This window comes from uncultured Methanobrevibacter sp., from assembly GCF_902774605.1.
Lineage (GTDB): Archaea > Methanobacteriota > Methanobacteria > Methanobacteriales > Methanobacteriaceae > Methanocatella.
Map to the genome: position 1 here is coordinate 1 of NZ_CACYJE010000012.1, position 22329 is coordinate 22329.

23 protein-coding genes are annotated in these 22329 nt (G+C 38.6%); 11 read left to right on the forward strand and 12 right to left on the reverse strand.

Annotated elements, in window-relative coordinates; genetic code table 11:
- Nucleotides 1–57: 57 nt before the first annotated feature.
- From QZU77_RS04125 to QZU77_RS04135, 3 genes are read left to right on the forward strand one after another with little or no spacing between them, the layout of a single operon-like run.
- Nucleotides 58–699 (forward strand): site-2 protease family protein, encoded by a 642-nt coding sequence (locus QZU77_RS04125; RefSeq protein WP_295600440.1) that lies wholly within the window; start codon nt 58–60, stop codon nt 697–699.
- Nucleotide 700: 1 nt separating this feature from the next.
- Nucleotides 701–1903: a YcaO-related McrA-glycine thioamidation protein gene (locus tag QZU77_RS04130; protein ID WP_295600443.1), complete on the forward strand. Its 1203-nt coding sequence runs from the start codon at nt 701–703 to the stop codon at nt 1901–1903.
- 5 nt (nt 1904–1908) lie between these two features.
- Nucleotides 1909–2565: a TfuA-related McrA-glycine thioamidation protein gene (locus tag QZU77_RS04135; RefSeq protein WP_295600446.1), complete on the forward strand. Its 657-nt coding sequence runs from the start codon at nt 1909–1911 to the stop codon at nt 2563–2565.
- A 174-nt stretch (nt 2566–2739) separates the two neighbouring features.
- On the opposite strand, the gene QZU77_RS04140 is transcribed toward QZU77_RS04135, so the two are convergent.
- From QZU77_RS04140 to QZU77_RS04155, 4 genes are read right to left on the reverse strand one after another with little or no spacing between them, the layout of a single operon-like run.
- Nucleotides 2740–3198 carry a hypothetical protein gene (locus tag QZU77_RS04140; protein ID WP_295600449.1) on the reverse strand — a complete coding sequence of 153 codons (459 nt, stop codon included), beginning with the start codon at nt 3196–3198 and terminating at the stop codon, nt 2740–2742.
- A gap of 10 nt (nt 3199–3208) precedes the next feature.
- Nucleotides 3209–4051 (reverse strand): CBS domain-containing protein, encoded by an 843-nt coding sequence (locus QZU77_RS04145; RefSeq protein WP_295600452.1) that lies wholly within the window; start codon nt 4049–4051, stop codon nt 3209–3211.
- Nucleotides 4052–4095: 44 nt separating this feature from the next.
- The gene (locus QZU77_RS04150) at nt 4096–4518 is read right to left on the reverse strand and encodes a universal stress protein (RefSeq protein WP_295600580.1); all 423 of its coding nucleotides are present in this window, start codon (nt 4516–4518) and stop codon (nt 4096–4098) included.
- A 41-nt stretch (nt 4519–4559) separates the two neighbouring features.
- Complete coding sequence (locus QZU77_RS04155; protein ID WP_295600455.1) at nt 4560–5714, reverse strand: amidohydrolase family protein; 1155 nt, start codon at nt 5712–5714, stop codon at nt 4560–4562.
- Between the two features lie 216 nt (nt 5715–5930).
- Between QZU77_RS04155 and QZU77_RS04160 the strand changes: the two genes are divergently transcribed.
- The gene (locus tag QZU77_RS04160; RefSeq protein ID WP_295600457.1) at nt 5931–6524 is read left to right on the forward strand and encodes a zinc ribbon domain-containing protein; all 594 of its coding nucleotides are present in this window, start codon (nt 5931–5933) and stop codon (nt 6522–6524) included.
- Between the two features lie 25 nt (nt 6525–6549).
- Here QZU77_RS04160 and carB read toward each other — a convergent pair whose 3' ends face one another.
- On the reverse strand, nt 6550–9726 hold the full coding sequence (carB, locus tag QZU77_RS04165; RefSeq protein WP_295600460.1) for a carbamoyl-phosphate synthase large subunit: 3177 nt from the start codon (nt 9724–9726) through the stop codon (nt 6550–6552).
- Nucleotides 9727–9741: 15 nt separating this feature from the next.
- A complete protein-coding gene (gene carA / locus QZU77_RS04170; RefSeq protein ID WP_295600463.1) occupies nt 9742–10824 on the reverse strand; it encodes a glutamine-hydrolyzing carbamoyl-phosphate synthase small subunit in 1083 nt (360 codons plus the stop codon).
- A gap of 212 nt (nt 10825–11036) precedes the next feature.
- Between carA and QZU77_RS04175 the strand changes: the two genes are divergently transcribed.
- Nucleotides 11037–12554 carry a DEAD/DEAH box helicase gene (locus QZU77_RS04175; protein WP_295600466.1) on the forward strand — a complete coding sequence of 506 codons (1518 nt, stop codon included), beginning with the start codon at nt 11037–11039 and terminating at the stop codon, nt 12552–12554.
- Here QZU77_RS04175 and nadC read toward each other — a convergent pair.
- Complete coding sequence (nadC, locus tag QZU77_RS04180) at nt 12549–13379, reverse strand: carboxylating nicotinate-nucleotide diphosphorylase (protein WP_295600469.1); 831 nt, start codon at nt 13377–13379, stop codon at nt 12549–12551. The genes QZU77_RS04175 and nadC overlap by 6 nt on opposite strands.
- A gap of 76 nt (nt 13380–13455) precedes the next feature.
- On the opposite strand from nadC, the gene rnz reads away from it, so the two are divergent.
- Genes rnz through nadA form a run of 3 tightly spaced genes read left to right on the forward strand, consistent with a single transcriptional unit; the run spans nt 13456 to nt 16014 of the window.
- Complete coding sequence (gene rnz / locus QZU77_RS04185; protein WP_295600472.1) at nt 13456–14355, forward strand: ribonuclease Z; 900 nt, start codon at nt 13456–13458, stop codon at nt 14353–14355.
- A 38-nt stretch (nt 14356–14393) separates the two neighbouring features.
- Nucleotides 14394–15104, forward strand: a complete 711-nt coding sequence (locus QZU77_RS04190; protein ID WP_295600475.1) for a mechanosensitive ion channel family protein — start codon at nt 14394–14396, stop codon at nt 15102–15104.
- Complete coding sequence (nadA, locus tag QZU77_RS04195; RefSeq protein ID WP_295600478.1) at nt 15097–16014, forward strand: quinolinate synthase NadA; 918 nt, start codon at nt 15097–15099, stop codon at nt 16012–16014. The genes QZU77_RS04190 and nadA overlap by 8 nt, the downstream gene beginning before the upstream one ends.
- A 14-nt stretch (nt 16015–16028) precedes the next feature.
- Here nadA and QZU77_RS04200 read toward each other — a convergent pair whose 3' ends face one another.
- The 3 genes from QZU77_RS04200 to QZU77_RS04210 all read right to left on the reverse strand — a co-directional run bounded on the left by QZU77_RS04200 (nt 16029) and on the right by QZU77_RS04210 (nt 18361).
- Nucleotides 16029–17030, reverse strand: a complete 1002-nt coding sequence (locus tag QZU77_RS04200; RefSeq protein WP_295600481.1) for an alpha/beta fold hydrolase — start codon at nt 17028–17030, stop codon at nt 16029–16031.
- Between the two features lie 117 nt (nt 17031–17147).
- Nucleotides 17148–17420 carry a DUF5750 family protein gene (locus QZU77_RS04205; protein ID WP_295600484.1) on the reverse strand — a complete coding sequence of 91 codons (273 nt, stop codon included), beginning with the start codon at nt 17418–17420 and terminating at the stop codon, nt 17148–17150.
- Nucleotides 17420–18361: an alpha/beta fold hydrolase gene (locus tag QZU77_RS04210; RefSeq protein WP_295600486.1), complete on the reverse strand. Its 942-nt coding sequence runs from the start codon at nt 18359–18361 to the stop codon at nt 17420–17422. Before QZU77_RS04210 ends, QZU77_RS04205 begins: the two co-directional genes overlap by 1 nt.
- 123 nt (nt 18362–18484) lie before the next feature.
- Between QZU77_RS04210 and nucS the strand changes: the two genes are divergently transcribed.
- On the forward strand, nt 18485–19267 hold the full coding sequence (nucS, locus tag QZU77_RS04215) for an endonuclease NucS (protein ID WP_295600489.1): 783 nt from the start codon (nt 18485–18487) through the stop codon (nt 19265–19267).
- Here nucS and QZU77_RS04220 read toward each other — a convergent pair.
- Nucleotides 19264–19743, reverse strand: coding sequence for a hypothetical protein (locus QZU77_RS04220; RefSeq protein ID WP_295600492.1), 480 nt, complete (start codon nt 19741–19743; stop codon nt 19264–19266). The genes nucS and QZU77_RS04220 overlap by 4 nt on opposite strands.
- 70 nt (nt 19744–19813) lie before the next feature.
- On the opposite strand from QZU77_RS04220, the gene QZU77_RS04225 reads away from it, so the two are divergent.
- A complete protein-coding gene (locus tag QZU77_RS04225) occupies nt 19814–20530 on the forward strand; it encodes a PsbP-related protein (protein ID WP_295600495.1) in 717 nt (238 codons plus the stop codon).
- 46 nt (nt 20531–20576) lie between these two features.
- Nucleotides 20577–21404, forward strand: coding sequence for a carbon-nitrogen hydrolase family protein (locus QZU77_RS04230; protein ID WP_295600498.1), 828 nt, complete (start codon nt 20577–20579; stop codon nt 21402–21404).
- Here the strand turns inward: QZU77_RS04230 and QZU77_RS04235 are convergent.
- Nucleotides 21396–22244, reverse strand: coding sequence for a HEAT repeat domain-containing protein (locus tag QZU77_RS04235; protein ID WP_295600501.1), 849 nt, complete (start codon nt 22242–22244; stop codon nt 21396–21398). The two genes, QZU77_RS04230 and QZU77_RS04235, sit on opposite strands and share 9 nt — an antisense overlap.
- Between the last annotated feature and the right edge of the window lie 85 nt (nt 22245–22329).

Here is a 22329-nt window from a genome sequence, read left to right on the forward strand (position 1 = left end):
GTCCATATTATAATATTTAGAAAAAACTTTATATATAAAATTAGATATTTTAACATTATGTTTAAATTTACAGCAAGTGAAGTAAGAGATTTAATAATTGCATTCATCGTAATTTCACTCTGTTTTGCAATAGTGCAAGGTGGAAGGGATACAAATGCAATATTATCCATCCTGCCGATTGTCATGGTTGGTGTCGGAGCAGGATTCATTCTGCACGAGCTTGGGCACAAATTCGTGTCAATGAAGTACGGCTACTGGGCCGAATTCAAGTTATGGCCTCAAGGATTAATATTTGCACTTGTAACATCATTTTTCGGTTTCGTATTCGCAGCTCCAGGTGCGGTCTACACCTATGCGAACTACATGACTGATGAAATCAATGGTAAAATCTCAATTGCAGGACCTATTGTCAATATCATTTTGGCTTTAGTGTTTTTAGCGATTGCCACATCAGTTTACCAGTCCGCTTTCACATCAAGTGATGCATTGCTAATATTCATCATTTGTGCAACAGGATACTCCGTCAACAGTTTCCTGGCAGTGTTCAACCTGCTTCCTATAGGCAACCTCGACGGGTCTAAAGTATTGACTTGGAATTTCGGAATCTGGATTGTTACAATCGCTATCGCAGGAATTTTAACCGCCGCATCAATGACCATTGGTGTTGAAAATATTGTTAGATTAATCTTAGGAATGTAAAATGACAAACGAACTCACATACTTTAAAGGAACTCATAGGGTAATAGCTCCCAAGAAAACTATTGAAATCAATGAAGACAAATTGAAGACCGCTGGAATAACCCGTATTGCAGACATTACCGATTTGGATCGTATAGGATTGCCAGTGTATACTGCAATCAGGCCCACAGCCGAGGATGGTGCAATCAGCATCTATGGGGGAAAGGGAATCAGCAAAGACCATGCAAAAGCCTCAGCGATGATGGAAGGCTTTGAGAGATACTCATCTGAAAAACAAGCTGATGATGAAGTCATCATAAGCACAGTCGATAGCATTTCAAGCCATGGCAATTACATTGACCCAAAATCATTGAACCTGCCAAAGGAATTTGAAAAAAGGGACATCGGCGACATGAATTTGGAATGGAGCCTTGCTCATGATTTGATTACCTGCGAGGATTACTACATCCCATCCAATGCAATCTACCATCCATACAACAGTGGGGAGGATGTTGATAGTTTATTCAAGTCCAACACTAACGGCCTTGCTTCAGGAAATGTTTTGGAAGAAGCAATCCTGCACGGTATTTTTGAAGTCATTGAAAGGGATGCATGGAGCATTTTCGAGCTGACCCACAAGAACTATTCTCAAATCAACCTGGAGACAATTGAAAGCGATGTCATCAATGAAACCATTGACAGGTTCACTTCAAACGGAATCAATATCAAGCTGATGGATTTCACAGCAGACATCAATGTACCGACAATAGCCGCTTCAGCAGACGATACCGTTACAAGGGATGCCGGATTGTTGACCCTGGGGATTGGAACACATCTTGACCCGGAAGTTGCAATACTTAGGGCATTGACTGAAGTTGCCCAAAGCAGAGCCACACAAATCAACGGTGCTCGTGAAGACACAGTCCGGGCGGATTTTGCACGTGAAGCCGGTTATGAGAGAATGAAAAGAATTAATAAGTTCTACTTCAAGCAGGAGGATGAGCAGGTTAACCTTGCAGACATTGAAAACAAGTCCACCACTTCAATAAGTGACGATTTGGATATCGTCAAGGAGGAATTGGTGTCCAATGAAATCAAGCATGTGCTCTATCATGATTTGACCCGTCCCGAAATTGATGTCAGCGTTGTTAGAGTAGTGATTCCTGAAATGGAAATGTATGCCATTGATCCTTCCCGTGCAGGTTACAGGTTTTTAAGAGTTTGAGATTTATGGTTAAGATTATAGTTTATACTGGATTGTCCCTGCCTTTCGATGAAGCAAGAGACATATTGGATTCAACTGAGGATGTTGAAGTCATATATAAAAGACCCATTCAGAGAGGAGACCTAAATTTGGCATTGAAGGAAAATCCAGACATCATTGCAATTATAGACGGCGTTTTTCATCAGAACTCCGCTGTTGGACATAAGGAAATACTTAAAGTCATGAAAAGCGGCGTTAAAGTGTTCGGCGCTTCAAGCATGGGCGCCTTAAGGGCATCGGAACTGGATTCACTGGGCATGATTGGTGTTGGATACTGTTATAACCAGTATGCAAGCGGGGCGATTGATTCCGATGATGATGTTGCAGTGATGCTTGACAGCGAAAGCCTGGAGGCATTGTCCGTTCCCCTAATCAGCATGAATTATGTTTTTGAAAATGCCGTATGTGAAAATATCCTGACTGAAAGTGAACGGGAAGAGTTGAGCAGTATTGCAAAGGAGACTTTTTACCCTAAAAGGAATTATGCTCAAACCTTATCCGAGTCCAGCCTAAGCGATGATAAAAAGGCCGAACTGATTGACTTTATCCGTGAAAGTGAGGATATCAAGAAGAGTGATGCGGTTGAATTATTGAATTACATTAAAAATTGCATTTATGAGTGATGAGATATATAATCACTGGAAACTTTTTGTAAAATCACAACCATCATACCATTAAAACAATTCTTCAATTGATTAAATAGTAAGAAATAGAAAAAAATATGTTTTAATTAACCAATGCTTAAAGAAAATGATATCATGAACAATAGCAAAAAAAGGTAAAATAAATGAATTGAATCATCTATTTTTCATTTCCTTATATTTTTTCAAAACAATATCTGGTGTATCAATACTTTGATCGAAAGTGGCATTGAATTCTTTTTCTTCAAAATCATCCTCCACTTTACGAATGCCCTTTAAAGAGATTGATCCACCATCAATTTTAAACCCTACATTGTCTGCTACAACGGAAATCAGATTGATTTTGATTTCAGAAGCATATTCCAATGTTTGATTGGCAGTGACCTCATACTTCAAATCCAAAGTCTTATGAGGCATAATTTCATTGACTGTTCTTTTAATAACCGAATCGAAAAGTTCCAAAAACTTCACGGCAGGTGGCAGATTATTAGCCCACCAATAGGTAATGACAGAATTCAGGACAATATTGTGTTCGGCAAAATCATCATAGAATCTTGCACGAACCCCAACATGACTATCATCTGTTTTTATCACTAATACTGGACTAACTACCATCATATCACAATTATTCTGTCACTAATGCTTTGATTAAATCACTTGCTCTTACAAGTCCTACTAAATCTCCTTCAACACCGATTACAGGAATCTGTTCAATGTTTAATGTTTTCATTTTTTTAGCACAGTCTGAAACCTTGGTTTTTGAGTTTGCAACTTCCACATTTCCAACAGCAACATCGGCAACTACCTTGTCGGTGAATTTTAAACTGTTTTTCTCAATGTACAATACGGAAGTGCTGTCCCATGACCATTTGTCTCCTTCAGTTCCAACAGTGGAACTGTGTTCGCTTCTCTCAGAGATGATTTCTATTTCAGAAATGAAGTCGGTTTCGGTAAGGATACCTGATAGTTTAGCTTCATCATCTAACGCTAAAACTGATTTCAAACCAAATTGATTCATGGTTTCAAAAGCAACGTTCAATGGAGCTTTTTCCCAGGTTGTTGGCACAGTGGTGATCATGTAGTTTTCAACTGCATCATTGATTTCGATTTTGGTCAATGCTTTTGACACTAAGTCGAAGGAAGTGATGATTCCCACAAGTTCACCGTCATCGTTAACAACTGGTACTCTTCTAACATTATTCTCCATCATTACACGAGCAGCGTCCACTACATCATCACCAGGTTTAACTGTGATTAAGTCTCTGCTCATTAACATTGCAATTTGTTCTTCATCAGGATTATTAATTAAATCAGAACGAGTTACTAGTCCTACTAAAATGTCAGTATCTTCTTTTACTACTGGAAGCACTGCTTTGTTTTCTTTTCTCATTAAGTCTAAAACTTTTTCACGATTTCCTGGAACGGAAACACTTACTACATTTTTAGACATTGTTCTTTTAACTAACATAAAAAACACCTTTATAAAATTCAATAATAAAATGGTAAATAAAACTAATGAACTACGAGCACTGCACACTTGGCTGAGTTCACAACCTTGTCCGCTACACTGCCCATAATAAATCTATCGAAACCAGATTTACCTGAACTACCCATTACAATTAAATCAACGGCTTCTTCGTCTGCAACCTCCAGGATGACCCTGGCAGGTGAGCCTTCTCTAACCACATGAGTAACCTTTAGATCTTCTTCATTTAGCTTATCAAATTCCTTAAGATTCTCTTCTGATCTTTCTTTTAGGATTTGATTTAACTGGTATACTTCATCGTCTAATGGAAGCCCGTTAACAAAATTATTTTCTGTGACACTCACAGCGATTATTTCAGCTCCACTAACACTTGCCAAGAATAAGGCGTGTTTTTGAGCTTTTTTTGCAAATTCTGACCCGTCTGTAGGGACCAATATTTTCTTATACATCATTAACATCTCCCATAATATATAGATTTATATCCATGATATTATATGCTAAATTTTTTGTTAATGATATATAATATATTTTTCGTTTCTGCCCTATTGCATATATTAAGGTAAGGATTTCTAGAAAAAGATTTGTAAACAATAAATTCCGCAAAATTATCCTCTAAAATCATCGACTTTTTAATTATGTCATTGATTTTAAATCCACAGACATTGGTTGTTGCCATCTTAACCAATTCTGCAGGTTCAATATAACTTCTATAATGCACTGACATAATCTTTAAAGTGAATTCCAATTCCCTAAGCATGTTGGGTGAGTTGAGCATCACATTGTCAGTTCCGAGCAATGGCTTTAAGCCTAAGTTAAGCATTCTCTTTAACGGAGCCACACCTACGTTTAATGTAGCATTTGCTCTTGGGCAAACCACAACGTTTTGACCGGATTTGGAAACCAATTCCAAGTCATTGCCCTTAGGATTGGTCAAGTGCACAAGCTGGTTGAAATCGGCTTCAACCCCCTTAGCTATTTCAGTTTGATTATCATTGTTTAAGGATTCTATTTGGTTGGATTCCGATTCGGCAACATGTATTGATGAAATCTTGCCTTGCCTATTGCACTCATCAACAATCAACCGTGCAACCTCCGAGGTTATCTCCCCAAATCCGCTTGGAGCAATTCCGTCAGCGATTTTTAAAAGTTTGCGAATAGCATGCCTAACCTTGGCCAGGTCAGGGTCATCACCATAAAAACTGTCGTCACGACCAAGGATGATTGGCCTAATCGGCAAGTCCGCAGATGCCTTTTTCAATAGTTTAACCCCTTTAAGACCGCCTTCACGATAATCTATGAAGTGTGTTGTACCTGACTCGACCATGTCCTTCATTGACTTTCTCATGGCATCAATCAACTCATCATCACCAGCATTAGACAGTGCCACATGCTTAACGCCATTGGGCGGCTTGACCATTTCGCTTAAGCTCAATCCGTATCCCTCATCCTTGATTATTGAGTCCCCAATGTGAACATGACCGTTAATGAAAGAGGGACTTACCACTGCCCCATCAACATCTATGATTTTACCTTCTTTGGCGTCTTTAGCGATTTCAATGATTTTACCATCGTCAACAACAATGTTTTCACGAACAGGCTTTAAATCTTGGCCCTTTAATATTAATCCGTTAGATATAGTGAACATTAAAGGAAAATCTAATTTTTTTTATTAATATATTTTTTGCAAGCAAAACAATTTGTTTTAAAAATTCTCACTAGATTAAAATAAAAATTCAACCCCTTCCAGTTGGAAATCCGATTTTTCAAAAGAGTAATATAGATTAAAAAATATAATATTATTAACAGTTTTTTTAAGACTCTAATGATTTGAATTAAACCTCATCAACAAACTTATCAATGGGTGATTTTCATTAACTCTCAGGAAATAAGATACTTTTACAGGAATATTGTTAAAACTGGTGATGTATACCGAGTTAAATATAACAATAAGGATTATGGAGAGTTCAGAAAGTTATCTGATGCATTATATGAAAGGGACGCACTGTTTTTTTGCAACTTTGATTATGACCTTCTTGTGGAATGCGACCTTGAAAACAAGTATGAGAACATGGAACTTCCGCCGTTTCCAGAAAAAAGACCAAAAGGCCGTATAAAAGGAAGTAAAGTCAACAAGACCGAAAGGGAAGGGGAAATACTGTTCAACCACAAGATTAGGAAATTCTATATTCAGAAAGGCGATGAAACCATCGGATCATATGACACAATGACTGAAGCTTTTTACTACAAGAAGCTTTTGATGGACAACAACTGGGACATGTCAGTGTTAAAAACCCACATTACCGAGAAAATTGAAGTCAACATCATCATCGATCAAACAAAAGAATATAAAGTCAAGCTTAATTTCTGTCCTAAGTGTAAAAGCAGGTTGAAAATCGGTGAAGAGGAATGCCCTTCATGCGGTATTAACATTAAAGACTATTTATATAATAATTAAAAAAAAAAAGAGTTGTGGAGAATAACTATTCCCCATCAGCATATTTGTTTAAAGATTTGACGTTTATTTCACTGTTCTGAACAGCTTCAATAGCATTCAAGACTGCTCTTGCACCTGCTAAAGTGGTAACGTATGGTATGCCCAGTTCAATAGCTAAACGTCTGATGATATAACCGTCTTTAGCAGATTGTTTTCCTTCAGAAGTGTTAATGATTAAATCGATTTCCTTGTTGAGGATTGCATCGCGGATGTTCGGTGAACCTTCAGACACTTTCTTAACAATTTCAACAGTATCCAAACCTGTTGATTCACCAGTTCCTCGGGTTGCAGCGATTTCAAATCCTAAATTAACTGCTTTTTCAGCGATTGGCCTGATTTTCTTCTTGTCTGTTTCTTTAACACTAATGAATATTTTACCTTCCTTAGGCAATTCCATGCCTGCTGAAAGCTGTGACTTGTAGAATGCCATTCCGAATGTCTCATCAATACCTATGCTCTCACCAGTGGATTTCATTTCAGGTCCAAGCACGGTGTCTGATTCCGGCAATTTGAGGAATGGGAATACTGATTCTTTTACAGCAACATGGTCAATCTTGATTTCCTTGGTCAAGTCGAAGTCTTTTAGCTTGGCCCCGTCCATAATCCAGGTAGCCACTTTTGCCAATGGCACGCCGATTGCTTTGCTGACGAATGGAACTGTCCTACTTGCACGTGGGTTTGCCTCGATAATGTATACCATTTCCTCATCAGGTTTCACTGCGTATTGAATGTTCATTAAACCTTTAACGTCTAATTCCAATGCAAGTTTTCTTGAGTTTTCACGGATGGTGTTGAGCATGTGTTCAGGCACTGTTTGAGGAGGTATTACGCATGCGGAGTCTCCTGAGTGGACACCTGCTTCCTCAATGTGTTCCATGATTCCTGCAATGAACACGTCTTCTCCGTCGCACAATAGGTCAACGTCCAGTTCTATTGCATCCTCGAGGAACTTGTCCACAAGAATTGGATGGTCCGGTGAGACTTTAACTGCCTCTTTCATATATTCCTCAAGCTCATTGATATCATAAACGATTTCCATCGCCCTTCCACCAATAACGTATGACGGACGCACCAGCACTGGGAATGTGATTCTTTCTGCGATTTCTTTTGCTTCCTCAAATGAGTTTGCGGTTCCATATGGTGCTTGGTGAATGTGTAATTTTTCAAGGAGCTCTGCGAAGAGTTCACGGTCTTCTACACGGTCGATGCTTTCATATGGTGTACCCCATATTTTAACTCCAGCATTTGCCAGTGGCACTGCAAGGTTGATTGAGGTCTGTCCTCCGAACTGCACGATTACGCCGTCCGGTTTTTCCTGTTCGATTACTCCCATAACATCCTCAAATGTCAATGGCTCGAAGAACAGCTTGTCTGAAATGTCATAATCGGTACTTACTGTTTCAGGGTTGTTGTTGATTAGGATTGTTTCTATTCCATCATCTTTTAATGCAAGTGATGAGTGTACACAACAGTAATCGAATTCTATACCCTGACCTATTCTGATTGGTCCTGCACCTAGAATCACCACTTTCTTCTTGTTGGTTGATGTTAACTCGTTACCCTTGTCATAGCTGCTGTAGTAGTATGGTGTTTTTGCCTCGAATTCAGCTGCACAGGTGTCAACCATCTTATATGATTGTTTGATATTGTATTTGTTGAGCAGGTTTCTAATGTACTCTTCGGTTTGACCGGATAATTCCGCTAGGCGTTTGTTGGAACATCCTATTTGTTTTGCTTTTCTAAGGTAATCCTCATCATCTAATTTGTCAGCGCTTACCTCGTTTTCGAAGTTGACGATGTTTCTGATTTTGTAAAGGAAGAAATTGTCGATTTTTGTCAGTTCACGAATCTTGTCGATGTCCATTCCGTCCTTAATGGCTGAGTAGATTTGGAAGTAGATTAAATCTGTCGGATGTGAGAGGTCCTCTTCGGTGTATTCCACATATTCGAATCCGTCAAAGCCCATGTCTAGTGATCTTAATGCTTTCTGGAATGCTTCCTCGAAGGTTCTTCCGATAGCCATGACTTCACCGGTTGCCTTCATTTGAACTCCGACTTCACGGCTGATTCCCTTGAACTTGTCGAATGGCCATCTTGGGATTTTGATAACAACATAATCGATTGCAGGCTCGAATGATGCAGGGGTTTCCTTTGTGATGTCGTTTTTGATTTCATCCAATGTCATTCCGAGAGCTATTTTGGATGATATCTTAGCGATTGGGTAACCGGTTGCTTTTGATGCAAGCGCACTACTTCTTGACACACGAGGGTTTACTTCAATTACCTTGTATTCATCGGTTTCAGGGTTTAATGCGAATTGAATGTTACATCCTCCGCGAATACCGAGCGCTCTGATGATCTTGATTGATGCGTCACGCATTTTCTGAATGGTTTCATCGCATAGGTTTTGGATTGGAGCCACTACGACACTGTCACCGGTGTGGATTCCCATCGGGTCGATGTTTTCCATGGTACATACGATGATACATGTGTCTTCCTTGTCTCTCATTACCTCGAATTCTATTTCTTTCCATCCAAGCACTGATTCGTCAATCAATACTTGGTTGATGAAACTCATGTCCAATCCGTGATTTGCTATTTCGATTAATTCCTCTTCGTTGTGAGCTATTCCCCCACCGGTACCTCCTAAGGTGAATGCAGGTCTTACGATTACAGGATAACCGATGTCCTCCACTGCCTTGAGTGCGTCTTCAACGCTTTCAACAGCATGACATTTTGGTATTTCCTCGCCGATTTCCTCCATGAGGTTTGCGAATAGGTCACGGTCTTCAACGTCCTTGATTGTTTGAACGTCGGAACCTAATACTTTGATTCCTTCGAGTAATCCTAAATCTCCAAGTCCTGTTGCAATGTTTAATCCGGTTTGTCCACCCATTGTTGGTAAAATAGCATCAATTTGTTCTTCTTCAATGATTTTTGCAACAACTTCAGGAGTTAATGGTTCAGTGTAAACAGTGTCTGCCATATCTATATCTGTTTGGATTGTAGCAGGATTACTGTTAACGAGTACTGTTTCTATACCTTCTTCTCTTAATGATTTACATGCTTGTGAACCTGAGTAATCGAATTCTGCAGCTTGTCCGATTTGAATAGGCCCAGATCCAATAATTAATACTTTTTTAATATCTTTATCTACTGGCATATGTAATCCCCTTCCTTAATAATCATCCATCATTTGGCTAAACTCGTCAAAAGTATTTCTGGTGTCGTTTGGACCAGGTCCCGCTTCAGGGTGGTACTGTATGCAGCGCATTGGCAATTCTTTATGTGAAATACCTTCAGGAGTGCCGTCATTCAAGTTAACGTGAGTCAATACTAAATCAGTTTCCTTCAAGGATTCCTTGTCTATTGTGAATCCATGGTTTTGTGATGTGATATAGACTTTACCAGTGTTTAAATCCTTAACCGGCTGGTTTTCACCACGGTGACCGAATTTCATTTTATATGATTTTGCTCCGAATGATTTTGCAATCAACTGTTGACCCATGCAGATTCCGAAAATCGGCAGTCTGTTGGCTAATTTTTTCATGGTTTCGATTATCTCGGTCACCCTGTCAGGGTTTCCAGGTCCGGAAGTAATCATCAAACCGTTTGGAGAGTAATCCAAAACAGTTTTGTAATCAGTGTCATAAGGGAAAAGCACTACTCCAATGTCCCTTTCTAAAAATGAGTTGATAATGTTCTTTTTGACTCCACAGTCAATCAATGCTACTTTTTTATCGGCATCCTCATTGAATTGCTTAATCTCTTTTGTTGAAACCAATGGCACAACATCAATGTCTTCGATGCTTGGCTGTGATTTTGCCATTTCAACAAGCTTATCGTCAGCAATGTCCTCGGTTGTTATTGCTGCTTTAAGTGAGCCTCTTTCACGTATCTTCAAGGTCAAATCACGTGTGTCGATTCCGCTTATTCCCGGAGTCTTGAATTCTTTCAGGAAATCATCCAATGTTTTTTGAGGTCCGAAATTGGATACTTCACGACAGACCTCACGACAAACAAATCCTTCAACCTGAATTTTATCAGATTGGTACCATTTTTCACTTACGCCATGATTACCTTCCAATGGGTAAGTGGACATCAATATTTCTCCTTTAAAAGACGGATCAGTTAATGATTCAGTATAACCACCCATACCTGTGGAAAAAACGAGTTCTCCTAATTTAGTGGTTTCATAACCGAATGCTTCACCTTTTAAAACAGTTCCATCTTCCAAAGCTAATTTAGCTATTTTTACCATTAAATCACCATTTTAAGAAAATATAATTCTCTATCTTTTATATATTTCATTTTACTATATTATAAACTTTCTTTTTTAGCGTTTTAATTCAAAATTTAAAGAAAAATATTGGGGATTATTGAATAAAATTTAGCAAATATCATACTTGAAAAAAATTTTAATAATCATGAAAACATTATAATTAACTAATCGAATATGAAGAGAGCAAAGTTATGGGAAATACTGGAAGACTGGCTAGAAAACAATTAAAAAATCCTTCAGATTACAAGAGGTTTCAGAAATTAATCAAGGAAACCAAAATCTATGATTCCCCCGAATCGTTGACCGGGGAGTTGAGACCATACCAGAAGATAGGCTATTCGTGGCTGATTCAGAATATCCGATACAAGTTCGGAAGCATACTGGCCGACGACATGGGGCTTGGTAAGACAATACAGGTATTGTCCGCAATTCTTTTTTACAAGGAACATGATATGCTTGAAGACAAAACCGCACTGATAATCGTTCCACCTACATTAATATCCAATTGGGAAAACGAGATCAACAAGTTCACACCAGACTTAACATATTACATTTACCATGGCTCCAACAGGACATTCCCATTAGAGACTTATGACATAATATTGACTTCATATGGTGTAATCCGCCTTGATTTGGACATGTTCATGGACCAGACCTGGTTTTTATGCGTTATCGATGAGGCCCAAAACATTAAGAATCCGAATACCGAGCAGACAAAAGCAATCAAGGAAGTTCCCGCCAGAACCAAAATCGCCTTGACGGGTACTCCGATAGAGAACAGACTAATGGATTACTGGTCCATATTTGATTTCGTGAATAAGGGTTACCTATCCACTAAAGATGACTTTAAGAGGAACTATGTCATGCCTATTGAAAAACTTGATGATGAGGAGGCCTTGGAAAACCTCCGAACAATAGCTAAGCCATTCGTCATGAGGCGTTTGAAGAGTGATGAGGACATCAAAAAGGAATTGCCTGACAAATTGGTCAATGACGTTTACTGCACATTGTCAAAAAAACAAATCAAGTTATACAATGCCATTCTGGATGAGATATTCTTCGACATTGAAAACTCAAAGGGGATTCAAAGGAAGGGAATCATCCTGAAAATCCTGACCGCACTTAAGCAGACCTGCAATCACCCGGCACAATTCCTGGACATCAAAAAGCCCAAGATTTCCGAATCCGGCAAAATGGAGCTCCTGGTCAATATATTGGAGAACATACTGGATAACGATGAGAAGGTCATAATATTCACCCAATACGTTGAAATGGGCAAGCTGATTCAGGAGCTAATATCCAAGAAGTTCAAGCAGGAAGTGCTGTTCCTGCACGGTTCCCAGACCCTTAAGGAAAAAACCGAAATCATAGACACCTTCCAAGAGGATGATGATTATAAAATATTCGTTGCCACCCTAAAGACTGGAGGCACAGGTTTGAACCTGACTGCTGCAAGCAATGTCATTCATTATGACTTATGGTGGAATCCCGCCGTTGAAAACCAGGCAACCGACAGGGTTCATCGTATCGGCCAAAGCAAGGACGTGATGGTTTACAGGTTCATCACCAAGGGGACTCTTGAGGAGACTATCGATGCGATAAGCAAGCATAAGACTGATCTTGCAAGCAAGTCCATCAGCAATGACGAGACATTCATCACTGAAATGAGTGATGAGGAACTTAAGGAAGTTCTTTCATTAAGATTATGATTCCTTGATTTTTAAGCTGAAGTTCAGGCTTCTAGATGAGTGTGTCAATGCGCCTATTGATATGATATCCACGCCTAGGCCCGCATAATCTGAGATATTGTCCTCAGTTATTCCGCCGGACACTTCTATTAGTGAGTTTTGGCGAATGTTGAGCTCGTTTAACTTATCAAGAACTTCCTTGACCTGGGAAGCGTTCATGTTATCGAGCATTACAATGTCCGCACCGTTTTGAACACAGTCAACTGCATCATCAAGTGTTTCCACTTCTATTTCTATCTTTTTGGAAAAGCTGGTGTTTTTCTTTGCCTTCAGAAGTGTTTCCAATGGTGTTCCGCAAGCCGCTATATGGTTATCTTTTATCAAGACCATATCATCCAAACTGAAACGGTGAGTGTCTGCACCGCCCACCTTCAAGGCATACTTGTCAAATTTGCCGATGGCCGGTGAGGTTTTGCGTGTCCCGGCAACCCTTACGCTGGAATTGTCAACAAGGTTAACATAATGGTTGGCCGCCGTAGCCACTCCGCTCATCCTCATGATGAGGTTCAAGGCTGTGCGCTCAAGCAGCAGGATTGTTCTTGCATCCCCTTCGATTGCCAATAATAAATCGCCTTTTGATATTTTGCTTGCTTCAGTTAGCCAGAATTTAACCTTGACGCCATATTCCTCGAAGAGATCACGGATAATGTTGATTCCTGCAAGGATTCCTTCATCTTTTGAAATAATATATGCATTAACGATTTTGCCCTCTTCAACAACGGCATTGGATGTCACATCCCCAAATCCTTCATCTTCATCAAGCATATATTTAATAATCTTATCCAAAATCATCACCCCAATAAACATTTAATATGAATTATTAATATATATTATATCTAATAACTATTAAAGTGATTACATTATGGAAATAATATTTTTAGGAACTTCATCAGCAGTTCATTCAAAGGAAAGGAACCATCCGTCAATTGCCCTGAAGGCATTCGGAGACGTGATGCTGTTTGATTGCGGTGAAGGAACCCAAAGACAAATACTTTTTACAAAAGTAAGTCCGATGAAAATATCAAAAATCTTCATCACTCATTTTCATGGAGATCATATCCTGGGCCTTCCGGGACTATTGCAGTCAATGGGGCTTCAAGGAAGAGAATCAAAACTAACCATTTATGGACCTAAAGGTTTGAATGCATTGAAGGATGCTATTTACGGTTTAGGTTATTGTGTAATCGAATTTCCTATTGATTTTATTGAAATCGAATCGGGAATTATAGAGGAAACCGACGAGTACATAATCTCATCACAATGGGTTAAGCATAATGTGCCCTGCCTTGCATATTCCATTGAAGAGAAAAAGAAACCACGTTTCCTGCGTGACAAGGCTCTTGAGTTAGGAGTTCCCGAAGGACCTGCATTTGGAAGATTGCACAATGGCGAAGAAATTGAAGTTGACGGCAGAATCATTAAACCGGAACAGGTGCTTGGAGAACCTAGAAAAGGTAAAAAGATAACTTATTCCGGCGACACCAGACCCTGTGAAGAAATGATTCAATTTGCAAAGGACAGCACCATACTAATTCACGAGTCAACATTTCTAAAGCAGGACAGTTTGAATGCCGAGGAGCATGCCCATTCAACTTCCATCGATGCGGCCTATGTTGCAAGAGAGTCAAACAGCAAAGAGTTGATATTGACTCATATCAGCACAAGGTATAGTGAAGATTATGCGGATATGATGCTTAATGAAGCGAAAGAAGTATTTGAAAATACGCTGATAGCTAAAGATTTAATGGAACGAAAACTATGAATATCCAAATACTAGAGAATCCCTTTATAAAAGCATTAATGTATGTTCTAATCGTCGTGGCAATAACAGTCATTGCAACCAAGATAGTTACCCTTATAACGCATAGGATGGAGAAAAGGTATAATGACATGACTGCAACCTATCTTATAAGAGACATAATAATTTCTATTATTTACTTCATTGCAGTAATGGCTATCATGCAACTTTTCGGAATAAATCTTGCAGGAACCCTGTTGAGTTTAGGTATTGTAGGTATTGCAGTGAGTTTTGCTGCAAAAGACATTATTTCAAACCTATTTTCCGGAATAATGTTGATTTTAGGCAGAAGCGTTAAAGTGGGGGACACACTTAAAATCAATGAGGAGAAGGGTTATGTCGAAAAGGTTTCCCTCAGGTCCACCACAATAGTCGACGATTATGGAGTCAGGAACCATGTTCCGAATTCCGTATTGACCAACAATGAATATCTTGAATTCACTGAATATGAAGTGAATAGGGTGGACATCATGGTGGGATTGCCATTGAATGTTGATGTCGTGGACTTCCGCAAGCACATACTCGCGAAAATAAATAGTTATCCTGAAATTTCAGACAAGCCAAATCCTGAGATTTATGGAAGAGAAATCAGCTTTAAACAAAGTAAGTTTAAAGTATCCTTTTGGGTAAATAATTTTAATGATAAGGACAAATATAAAATAATAATTACAAATGACATAAGAAAATATATACAAGGTGAAACAGATGAGTAGCCCCATTCAAGATGAGATTTTAAGATTGAAAGAAGAAAAAAATGCCATAATCCTTGCGCACAATTACCAGCCGAAAGAAGTTCAGGAAATCGCTGATTTTCTTGGAGATTCACTTGAACTATGCATCAAAGCATCCGAGATTGATGATAAGGATCTGGTGATTTTCTGCGGCGTTGATTTCATGGCCGAAACCGCTTTCATACTAAATCCGGATAAAAAGATTGTCATTCCAACACTTGAAGCGGAATGTCCAATGGCGCACATGCTTCCGGAAGAGGAATTGTTAAAGGCAAAAGAGGAACATCCTGATGCAGGCGTGATTCTTTATGTGAACAGTATTGCAGAGGCCAAGCAGCATGCGGACACATTATGCACTTCAGCAAATGCGGTCAAGGTCACTGAAAGCCTGCCCCATGACAAGATTTTATTCGGACCGGACAAGAACCTGGGAACACACGTTGCTGAGAAAATCGATAAGGAAATCATCCCTGTTCCAAAGGACGGTCACTGCTATGTTCACAGGCTTTTCCATGTGGAGGATGTTGAACTCAAACGTGAACAGCACCCTAACGCTGAAATCATTTGTCATCCTGAATGTAACATTGAAGTGCAGCAGGCATGTGATGTTGTCATGTCAACCGGCGGAATGTTAAGGCACATTGCTGAAAGCGACAAGGAAGAATTCGTTATCGGAACTGAAATCGACATGATTACAAGAATCAACTCCGAGGTTCCGGGCAAGAAATTATACCCGTTGCTTGAAGGAGCAATCTGTGAGACAATGAAATTGCATACTCTTGAAAAAATCAGGGATTCACTTGTCAATGAAGCTCCAGAAGTTGTATTGCCTAAGGATGTTGCCGACAAGTCCAGAAAGGCAGTTCAGCATATGTTGGACGTATCCAAATAGCTAGTTTTTTCTAGCTACTCTTTTTTATTTTTTAAATTATCCATAAACTCCCGAATGTCATCTTCTATTATGGAGCAGTCATCATAATCGACATATTGGCTGTTGGATTTGAATATTATCACTTTTGAATTTTCAATCATGTCATTTAAAGGCAACACGTCAAATTCAGGAGTGTAATACATGTCATTATCTGAACTTACAATTAATGCATGTGCCTTAATGTTTTTTAACTTGTCTTCCACATCATATTCCAATATGGCGTCGTTACGCAGTTTGAAATCATAAACGTCGGTGAAAAGTCCCTCATCAACAAAGTCATCCATCAAAACATCAATCTCATCATTGGTCAGATTCTGGAAGATTTTTTTAGAAAAATAGTTGGAGTACAACAGCCGGTTTATTGAAACCATCATTCTTGATAATGTGTCGCTGTACACTTCAGAGTAAAAGTCGTCTGAGGAATCGATTATGCTTTCCATACATTTTGAAACGACATAACGATAGCCGTTTGTCTTATATGCGCTGCCGGCAACCATTATGAAATCCATTTCATCTGGATATTCACATGCCCAAGTGTATGCCTCATATCCTCCGACGCCCTTGCTTATGATGCCGTAAACCTTTTCAATGCCAAATCTTTCTTTGATGAATTGTCTTTTGAAATTGACACGGTCTTTTATGGTCAATTTTGGGAAATTATGTTTCATGCCGGTGGTTGAAGCCGAACATGATTCTGGAAATCCTAAAGAGGTAATGGATATGAAATAGTATTCATTTAAATCAAAAGGTTTGCCTTCAGCAGTCAATTGGTATAGGTTATCAACTGAGGAGTAATTACCATTAAAGGTATGGCAATAGATTAATGAATTGCAGATTATTCCGTTTTCATCATATTTGGGAGTTCCTTTTGCTGAATATTCCACTACAACATTTTCAAGAACCTCACCAGACTCGAATTCAAATTCATCCATAGTAAATTTACCATATCCTTGAAATATTTCTTCCACCCCAGCCATATTTATACACCTTCTTTACTTTGATTAAATATATTTTAATTTTAATATATAAAATTTCCTTAAACATGCTGAAAGTGAATAAAAATTACTTAAAATATTAACCGAACATTCAATCTTTTACATGTCCTCTAAAAAACTCGATAAAAAAACAGTCATCTCTATTTCTTCACGAGATATGAAATCTTCCAATCGAAATTGTGCCACTTCACTTTGGAAGGGATATAATTCATCATCAAAAATGCTTTCAATAATTAAATTATTCTCCCTAATGGATGTTTTCTCATTAAGATTGTCGTTTAGATATTTTAACTGTTCTTCTGTTAATCCGGAAACCTGATACTCGACAAAATTAACCTCACCCTGGCCGTAATCTGTTATCTTAACAATCATCATAACCCTCTCATGAATTCATTCAAGTCCTGCCTTATTGTTTCAAGCTCATTGAAGCACAAGTGTCCCAGCTCGGAATCCATTATGACGATTCCTGCATCCTCAATCATTTCGCTCATTGGAATTCCATCAAGCTCTGGAGGAAAATGAGGGTCCTGCTTGCAGGAGATGATTAACACTTTTGATTTGACCTTATCCAAATCCGCCTCGACATCATAGTGCATGCATGACTCGTTGCAGTATTTCACATCATAAATGTCCAATTCAAGCATCTCATTGCCGAAGTTTTCAAGCTCCGCGTCCAATTCATCATTGGACATTGCTCTTAATGCCTCCTTTGAAAGTCCGAAATTGAACTCTGCAAGATTGGCTAGCCTCAATGTTCTGATCAATGAATATGTCATCTCACCCTTATTGTAATCCGGATCGGAGGTTATTATCTCGTCAACGAACTTTGAGAGAATGTAATCATGACCTGCAACCTTATAGCTGCTCACCCCAGGCATTATGAATTCGACATAATCCGGATAATGTATAGCTGAGGTCAGCGCAACAAATCCCCCCATGGAATTTCCTATAATTCCCAAGACATGTTTTATGTTGAATTTTTCTTCAAGAAACTGCTTCTGGAAATTGACAACATCAAGAATTGTATATTTGGGGAATTTGTTCTTCAAATCCGTAGTTGATGGTGAACATGAAGATGGAGACCCTAAAGCAGTTAGGGATATGAAGAAGTACCTGTTTTCATCAAACACATCGCCTTCGCCAAGAAGCGGAGCGAGCTTTTTGATGCCGGAGTAATTTCCAAGTGAGCCATGACAGTATACAATTGCATTGCTGATATTACCATTTTCATCATAAACTGGTGTTCCGAAGGCCATATACTCAACAGTCACATCATTCAGGACTTCCCCGTTTTCAAATTCGAAAGAATCCATTGTATAGTATTCGTTTTTGCTTTCAAAATATTCATCATCGTAAATTTAAATTCCCCCATGAACCATATAATATCTTCTTTAATGAACAAAATATTTAAATTAAACTAAACAATGTAAATTGTGATGAAATATAAAATATTAGAAAAACCCACTTGCGAAAATGCATATGAATTGATTCAGGACGCCTTAAGGAAAAGAGCGACAATAATCATTTATGCATGCTGTAGAGTCGAGTATGAAGGTCGTGCATTAAGTGAATTGGATTGGGGAGAACGCATAATCATGATTAAGCCCGATGGCGCTTTTTTAATCCACCAGGACAAGAAAGTTGAGCCAGTAAATTGGCAGCCTCCAAAATCCAAGACAAAATCATACCTCAGGGACGACCATCTCTTTTTAGAAAGTCGCAGAAGAACCCCTAAGGAGTTATTAACCGCTGAAATCAATAAGATCCAATTTATAAGCTATGCCAATATCGAGGACTATGAGGAACTTGAGCAGGCAGGATACGAGAAGGACATGGGCGACATGATAATGGAAAAGCCTCACATGATTGAGGAGGGTTTCACACCGACTGCCCGTGAATACAGCGTCGAGCATGGATTCATTGACATTCTCGGCAAGGACAGCGACAACAATTTGATGATTCTTGAGCTGAAGGCCCGTAAGGCCGGAGTGAGTGCGGTCAAGCAATTAAGAAGATACATTCAGGACATGGAAAATACTGACAATGACTATTTAAGAGAGGTTGAGGCTGAAAAGAAAAAGATTCGTGGCCTGCTTGTGGCGCCTTCAATAATGGATGATGCTCTTGAGTTGATTGAAGAGGAAGGCATTGAATTCGTATCAGTTGAACCTCCTCGTGAGTTAAAAAGAGATAAAAAAGTGACATTAGACTTTTTCTAGTCTAATGCATCTTCAATTTTTTTCAATTCGTTTTTAAAGAATTCCTCTGTGAATTTGTTTGCTGGAATGGATGTAGTCACATGACAATCCTTTTCCAATTTGTATATGAGATAATCTTCACCGTCCAATGGAATGGTATCATCATCACTTAACACTTCCAATTCTTCAAGTTCAGACATGATATTGTTGAATTCTGTTTCTTCAAGTTCAATAACATCCTCCAGTTTCATTTCCTGCACTTTAGGGTTTAGCTGAAGGGCTATTGCCACAAAACCGTTGACAGTCTTGTCTGAAATTTCAAATCTGGAATTCCTGATTTCATCCATTGAAAACTTAATATGGGTTATTGTGTTTTTTGTGACCGGAATTTCATGGGACAATCCTATTTGATTGATTTCATAATGGTTTTTCCAATCACCTATTTTATAAATTGCATAATTTATATCATCAAGATTAATAATTTTTTCATCTGTCATACTATCACGCTTTATTAAATATATTTTTATATTATGATTAATAAATGTAAATTTTAATGGAGGTAAAACTGTGAAAAAATGTCCTGAATGTGGAAATCCGAGTTATGATGGAGCTCCTGTTTGTGGAAATTGTGGTTACACTTTCCCAAAACCAAAAGTTGTAGCCCCTAAAAGTGAAAATATCTTCCAACAAGAACCTAAAAAAGAAAAGAAAACCAATAATCAAGATACATTAAGTATAATTAAAGATAACAAGCTTGTTATTGGAGCAATAGTGCTTATAACATTAATAGTTATTTGCGGAATTGTTCTCACTGGATCAAATGATAAGGCCAACAATAATTCAAGTTCACCAATACAGCTATCAGGTAATGATTTGCTTGAATACAGCGCTGGCGAATTCTCATTCAAATATCCTGAAAGTTGGAAAGAATTAAATTTAACTGATGAAGATTATATAGGAGCTAAATTTTTCCAAAATGAAAATCAGACAGTTATAGAATATTATAATGTAACTTCAGAGTCTGGATCAATAAAAGAAATAGCTCAAGGCATAATTAGCTATGCCCAAGGTAATGGCGATTACGTGGAACTTGTTGAAACAATAACCCTTGACGGTAGAAACTCATCAAACATCATTCTAGAAAATGCTGATGGAGACTACACCCGTTATGTTTCAATGTTAAGTGACGGTCAAACTCACGTGTTCAAGATAACCGGCAGTTCAGTTAATTCAGTTACATCCGAAGACGTTGAATCTGCCATAAGTTCTGCAGATATTGCTTAAGTATGATTTAAATCATACTTCTTTTCTATTTTTTAAAGTGTTTAAAATGACCACTGTCAAACTTGCGCTTTGTCAAATGAATGTTGTTGACAATAAGCAATCAAATCTTAAAAAGGCCGGCGAGATGATACGTGCTGGCGTGGATGCGAATGCCGATTTTATAATTTTGCCTGAAATGTTCAGCTGCCCCTATTCCAATGACAAGTTCATTGAGTATGCGGAATATGAACAGGACAGCTTGAGTTTAAACACCATTTCAAAACTAGCTGGGCAAAACAATGTTTATATACTTGCGGGATCAATTCCCGAAAAGGAAAACGACAAGCTATACAATACAAGTTACCTGTTTGACAAAACCGGGAAAATCATCGCGAAGCATAGGAAGATGCATCTTTTCGACATTGACGTTAAGGACCAGATCACCTTTAGGGAATCTGATGTATTAACCGCCGGAGACAATGTCACAATTGCGGATACTGATTTTGGAAGAGTGGGCATTGGAATATGCTATGATGTTCGTTTTCCAGAGCTTGCCCGTCTGATGGTTGAAAAAGGTGCATTGATACTGTTTTATCCCGGAGCTTTCAATATGACTACAGGCCCTGCCCATTGGGAACTGTTATTCCGTTCAAGAGCATTGGACAATCAGGCTTACTGCGTGGGCGTTGCCCCTGCATTGAACGAGGAGGCAAGCTATCACAGCTACGGCCATTCGATAGTCACAACTCCATGGGGAGAGGTCTTGGCCCAATGCGATGAAAAAGAACAAGTTATCACATGCAGTGTTGATTTGAGTGAAATTAAAAAAATAAGAGAGGAGCTTCCCCTTTTAAAAAATAAGCGGGAAGACTTATATGAAACTAAATTACTTTAATTTAGCCAATCTTTTTTCAAAGTATGCGAGTTTTTTAGGGTTGTCGGCAAACACTTCTATTCCGGTTTCTATGACCCTCACTTCATTGTCATAGTCGTTTGCTTTCCTGTATAATATGCATAATCTTTTGTATGGTGCATCTTTAGCCTGTTTTGATTCAACATAGCTTTCATAACCCTTGATTGCTTTTTGGACATTGGTTTTTTCCATTTCCTTAAGGGTGCTCATTGGAATCAGTGAAACTATTTCCTCACCGGATGCCTTTGCCTTTTGTCTTTTTTGGGCTTTTTTAAGTGCCTTGTTGCATGATTTTTTAAAGTCCTTGTCGCTTTCGGCCTTGCGGGCGTCCTTTATTAATTTGATTGAATCGTCGGTTGCAATGTCTCCCAATGCCTGGATTGCTGCGAGCCTGACTCCCCAGTCCTCATCTTCCAAGCATTTTTCAATCGCATCCAATTCTTCTTCAGCCTGAAGCTCGCCTAGGGAGCGTGCTGCCACTTTTCTCACACCGAAGTCCTCATCCTGTGTTGCTTCAACAAAGTATGGGATGACCTTTTCGTCTCCGGTTTCCTTAAGTGCGAACGCTAAAAATCTTTTGTCCTTTCCTTGTGCGTTTTCGAATTCTTCTATTAATTTATCAACAGCAACTTCACCCATGTTCCCCAATATTTCAGCCGCTTTGAATCTCACTTGTGCGCTTTCATCAGTGGTGGCTTTTATTAATGGTTCAATAGCTTCCTCATCAGTTATTCCAACTAATGATTCTATTGCTTCTTTTCTGACTTTAACATCATCATCTGATAAATTGTTAATAGCGTCATTAAAATTTAAATTTGACATGTTTATTAGTTAGATTTTAAGCATATATTAATCTTTTTAGAAAATATGGCAGGGTCTGGTTGAATTGGCTTAATGGCTAAAAGTT

Excerpts from the sequence above, each read along its gene's own strand:
- QZU77_RS04235 (WP_295600501.1), bottom strand. The coding sequence starts at position 22,244 with ATGTCAAATTTAAATTTTAATGACGCTATTAACAATTTATCAGATGAT.
- QZU77_RS04190 (WP_295600475.1), top strand. The coding sequence starts at position 14,394 with ATGTATGTTCTAATCGTCGTGGCAATAACAGTCATTGCAACCAAGATA.
- QZU77_RS04150 (WP_295600580.1), bottom strand. The coding sequence starts at position 4,518 with ATGTATAAGAAAATATTGGTCCCTACAGACGGGTCAGAATTTGCAAAA.
- QZU77_RS04155 (WP_295600455.1), bottom strand. The coding sequence starts at position 5,714 with ATGTTCACTATATCTAACGGATTAATATTAAAGGGCCAAGATTTAAAG.
- carB (WP_295600460.1), bottom strand. The coding sequence starts at position 9,726 with ATGCCAGTAGATAAAGATATTAAAAAAGTATTAATTATTGGATCTGGG.
- QZU77_RS04130 (WP_295600443.1), top strand. The coding sequence starts at position 701 with ATGACAAACGAACTCACATACTTTAAAGGAACTCATAGGGTAATAGCT.
- QZU77_RS04125 (WP_295600440.1), top strand. The coding sequence starts at position 58 with ATGTTTAAATTTACAGCAAGTGAAGTAAGAGATTTAATAATTGCATTC.
- QZU77_RS04210 (WP_295600486.1), bottom strand. The coding sequence starts at position 18,361 with ATGGATTCTTTCGAATTTGAAAACGGGGAAGTCCTGAATGATGTGACT.
- QZU77_RS04220 (WP_295600492.1), bottom strand. The coding sequence starts at position 19,743 with ATGACAGATGAAAAAATTATTAATCTTGATGATATAAATTATGCAATT.
- QZU77_RS04140 (WP_295600449.1), bottom strand. The coding sequence starts at position 3,198 with ATGGTAGTTAGTCCAGTATTAGTGATAAAAACAGATGATAGTCATGTT.
- QZU77_RS04230 (WP_295600498.1), top strand. The coding sequence starts at position 20,577 with ATGACCACTGTCAAACTTGCGCTTTGTCAAATGAATGTTGTTGACAAT.
- QZU77_RS04135 (WP_295600446.1), top strand. The coding sequence starts at position 1,909 with ATGGTTAAGATTATAGTTTATACTGGATTGTCCCTGCCTTTCGATGAA.
- QZU77_RS04200 (WP_295600481.1), bottom strand. The coding sequence starts at position 17,030 with ATGGCTGGGGTGGAAGAAATATTTCAAGGATATGGTAAATTTACTATG.
- QZU77_RS04175 (WP_295600466.1), top strand. The coding sequence starts at position 11,037 with ATGGGAAATACTGGAAGACTGGCTAGAAAACAATTAAAAAATCCTTCA.
- rnz (WP_295600472.1), top strand. The coding sequence starts at position 13,456 with ATGGAAATAATATTTTTAGGAACTTCATCAGCAGTTCATTCAAAGGAA.
- QZU77_RS04205 (WP_295600484.1), bottom strand. The coding sequence starts at position 17,420 with ATGATTGTTAAGATAACAGATTACGGCCAGGGTGAGGTTAATTTTGTC.
- carA (WP_295600463.1), bottom strand. The coding sequence starts at position 10,824 with ATGGTAAAAATAGCTAAATTAGCTTTGGAAGATGGAACTGTTTTAAAA.
- nadA (WP_295600478.1), top strand. The coding sequence starts at position 15,097 with ATGAGTAGCCCCATTCAAGATGAGATTTTAAGATTGAAAGAAGAAAAA.
- nucS (WP_295600489.1), top strand. The coding sequence starts at position 18,485 with ATGAAATATAAAATATTAGAAAAACCCACTTGCGAAAATGCATATGAA.
- QZU77_RS04145 (WP_295600452.1), bottom strand. The coding sequence starts at position 4,051 with ATGTTAGTTAAAAGAACAATGTCTAAAAATGTAGTAAGTGTTTCCGTT.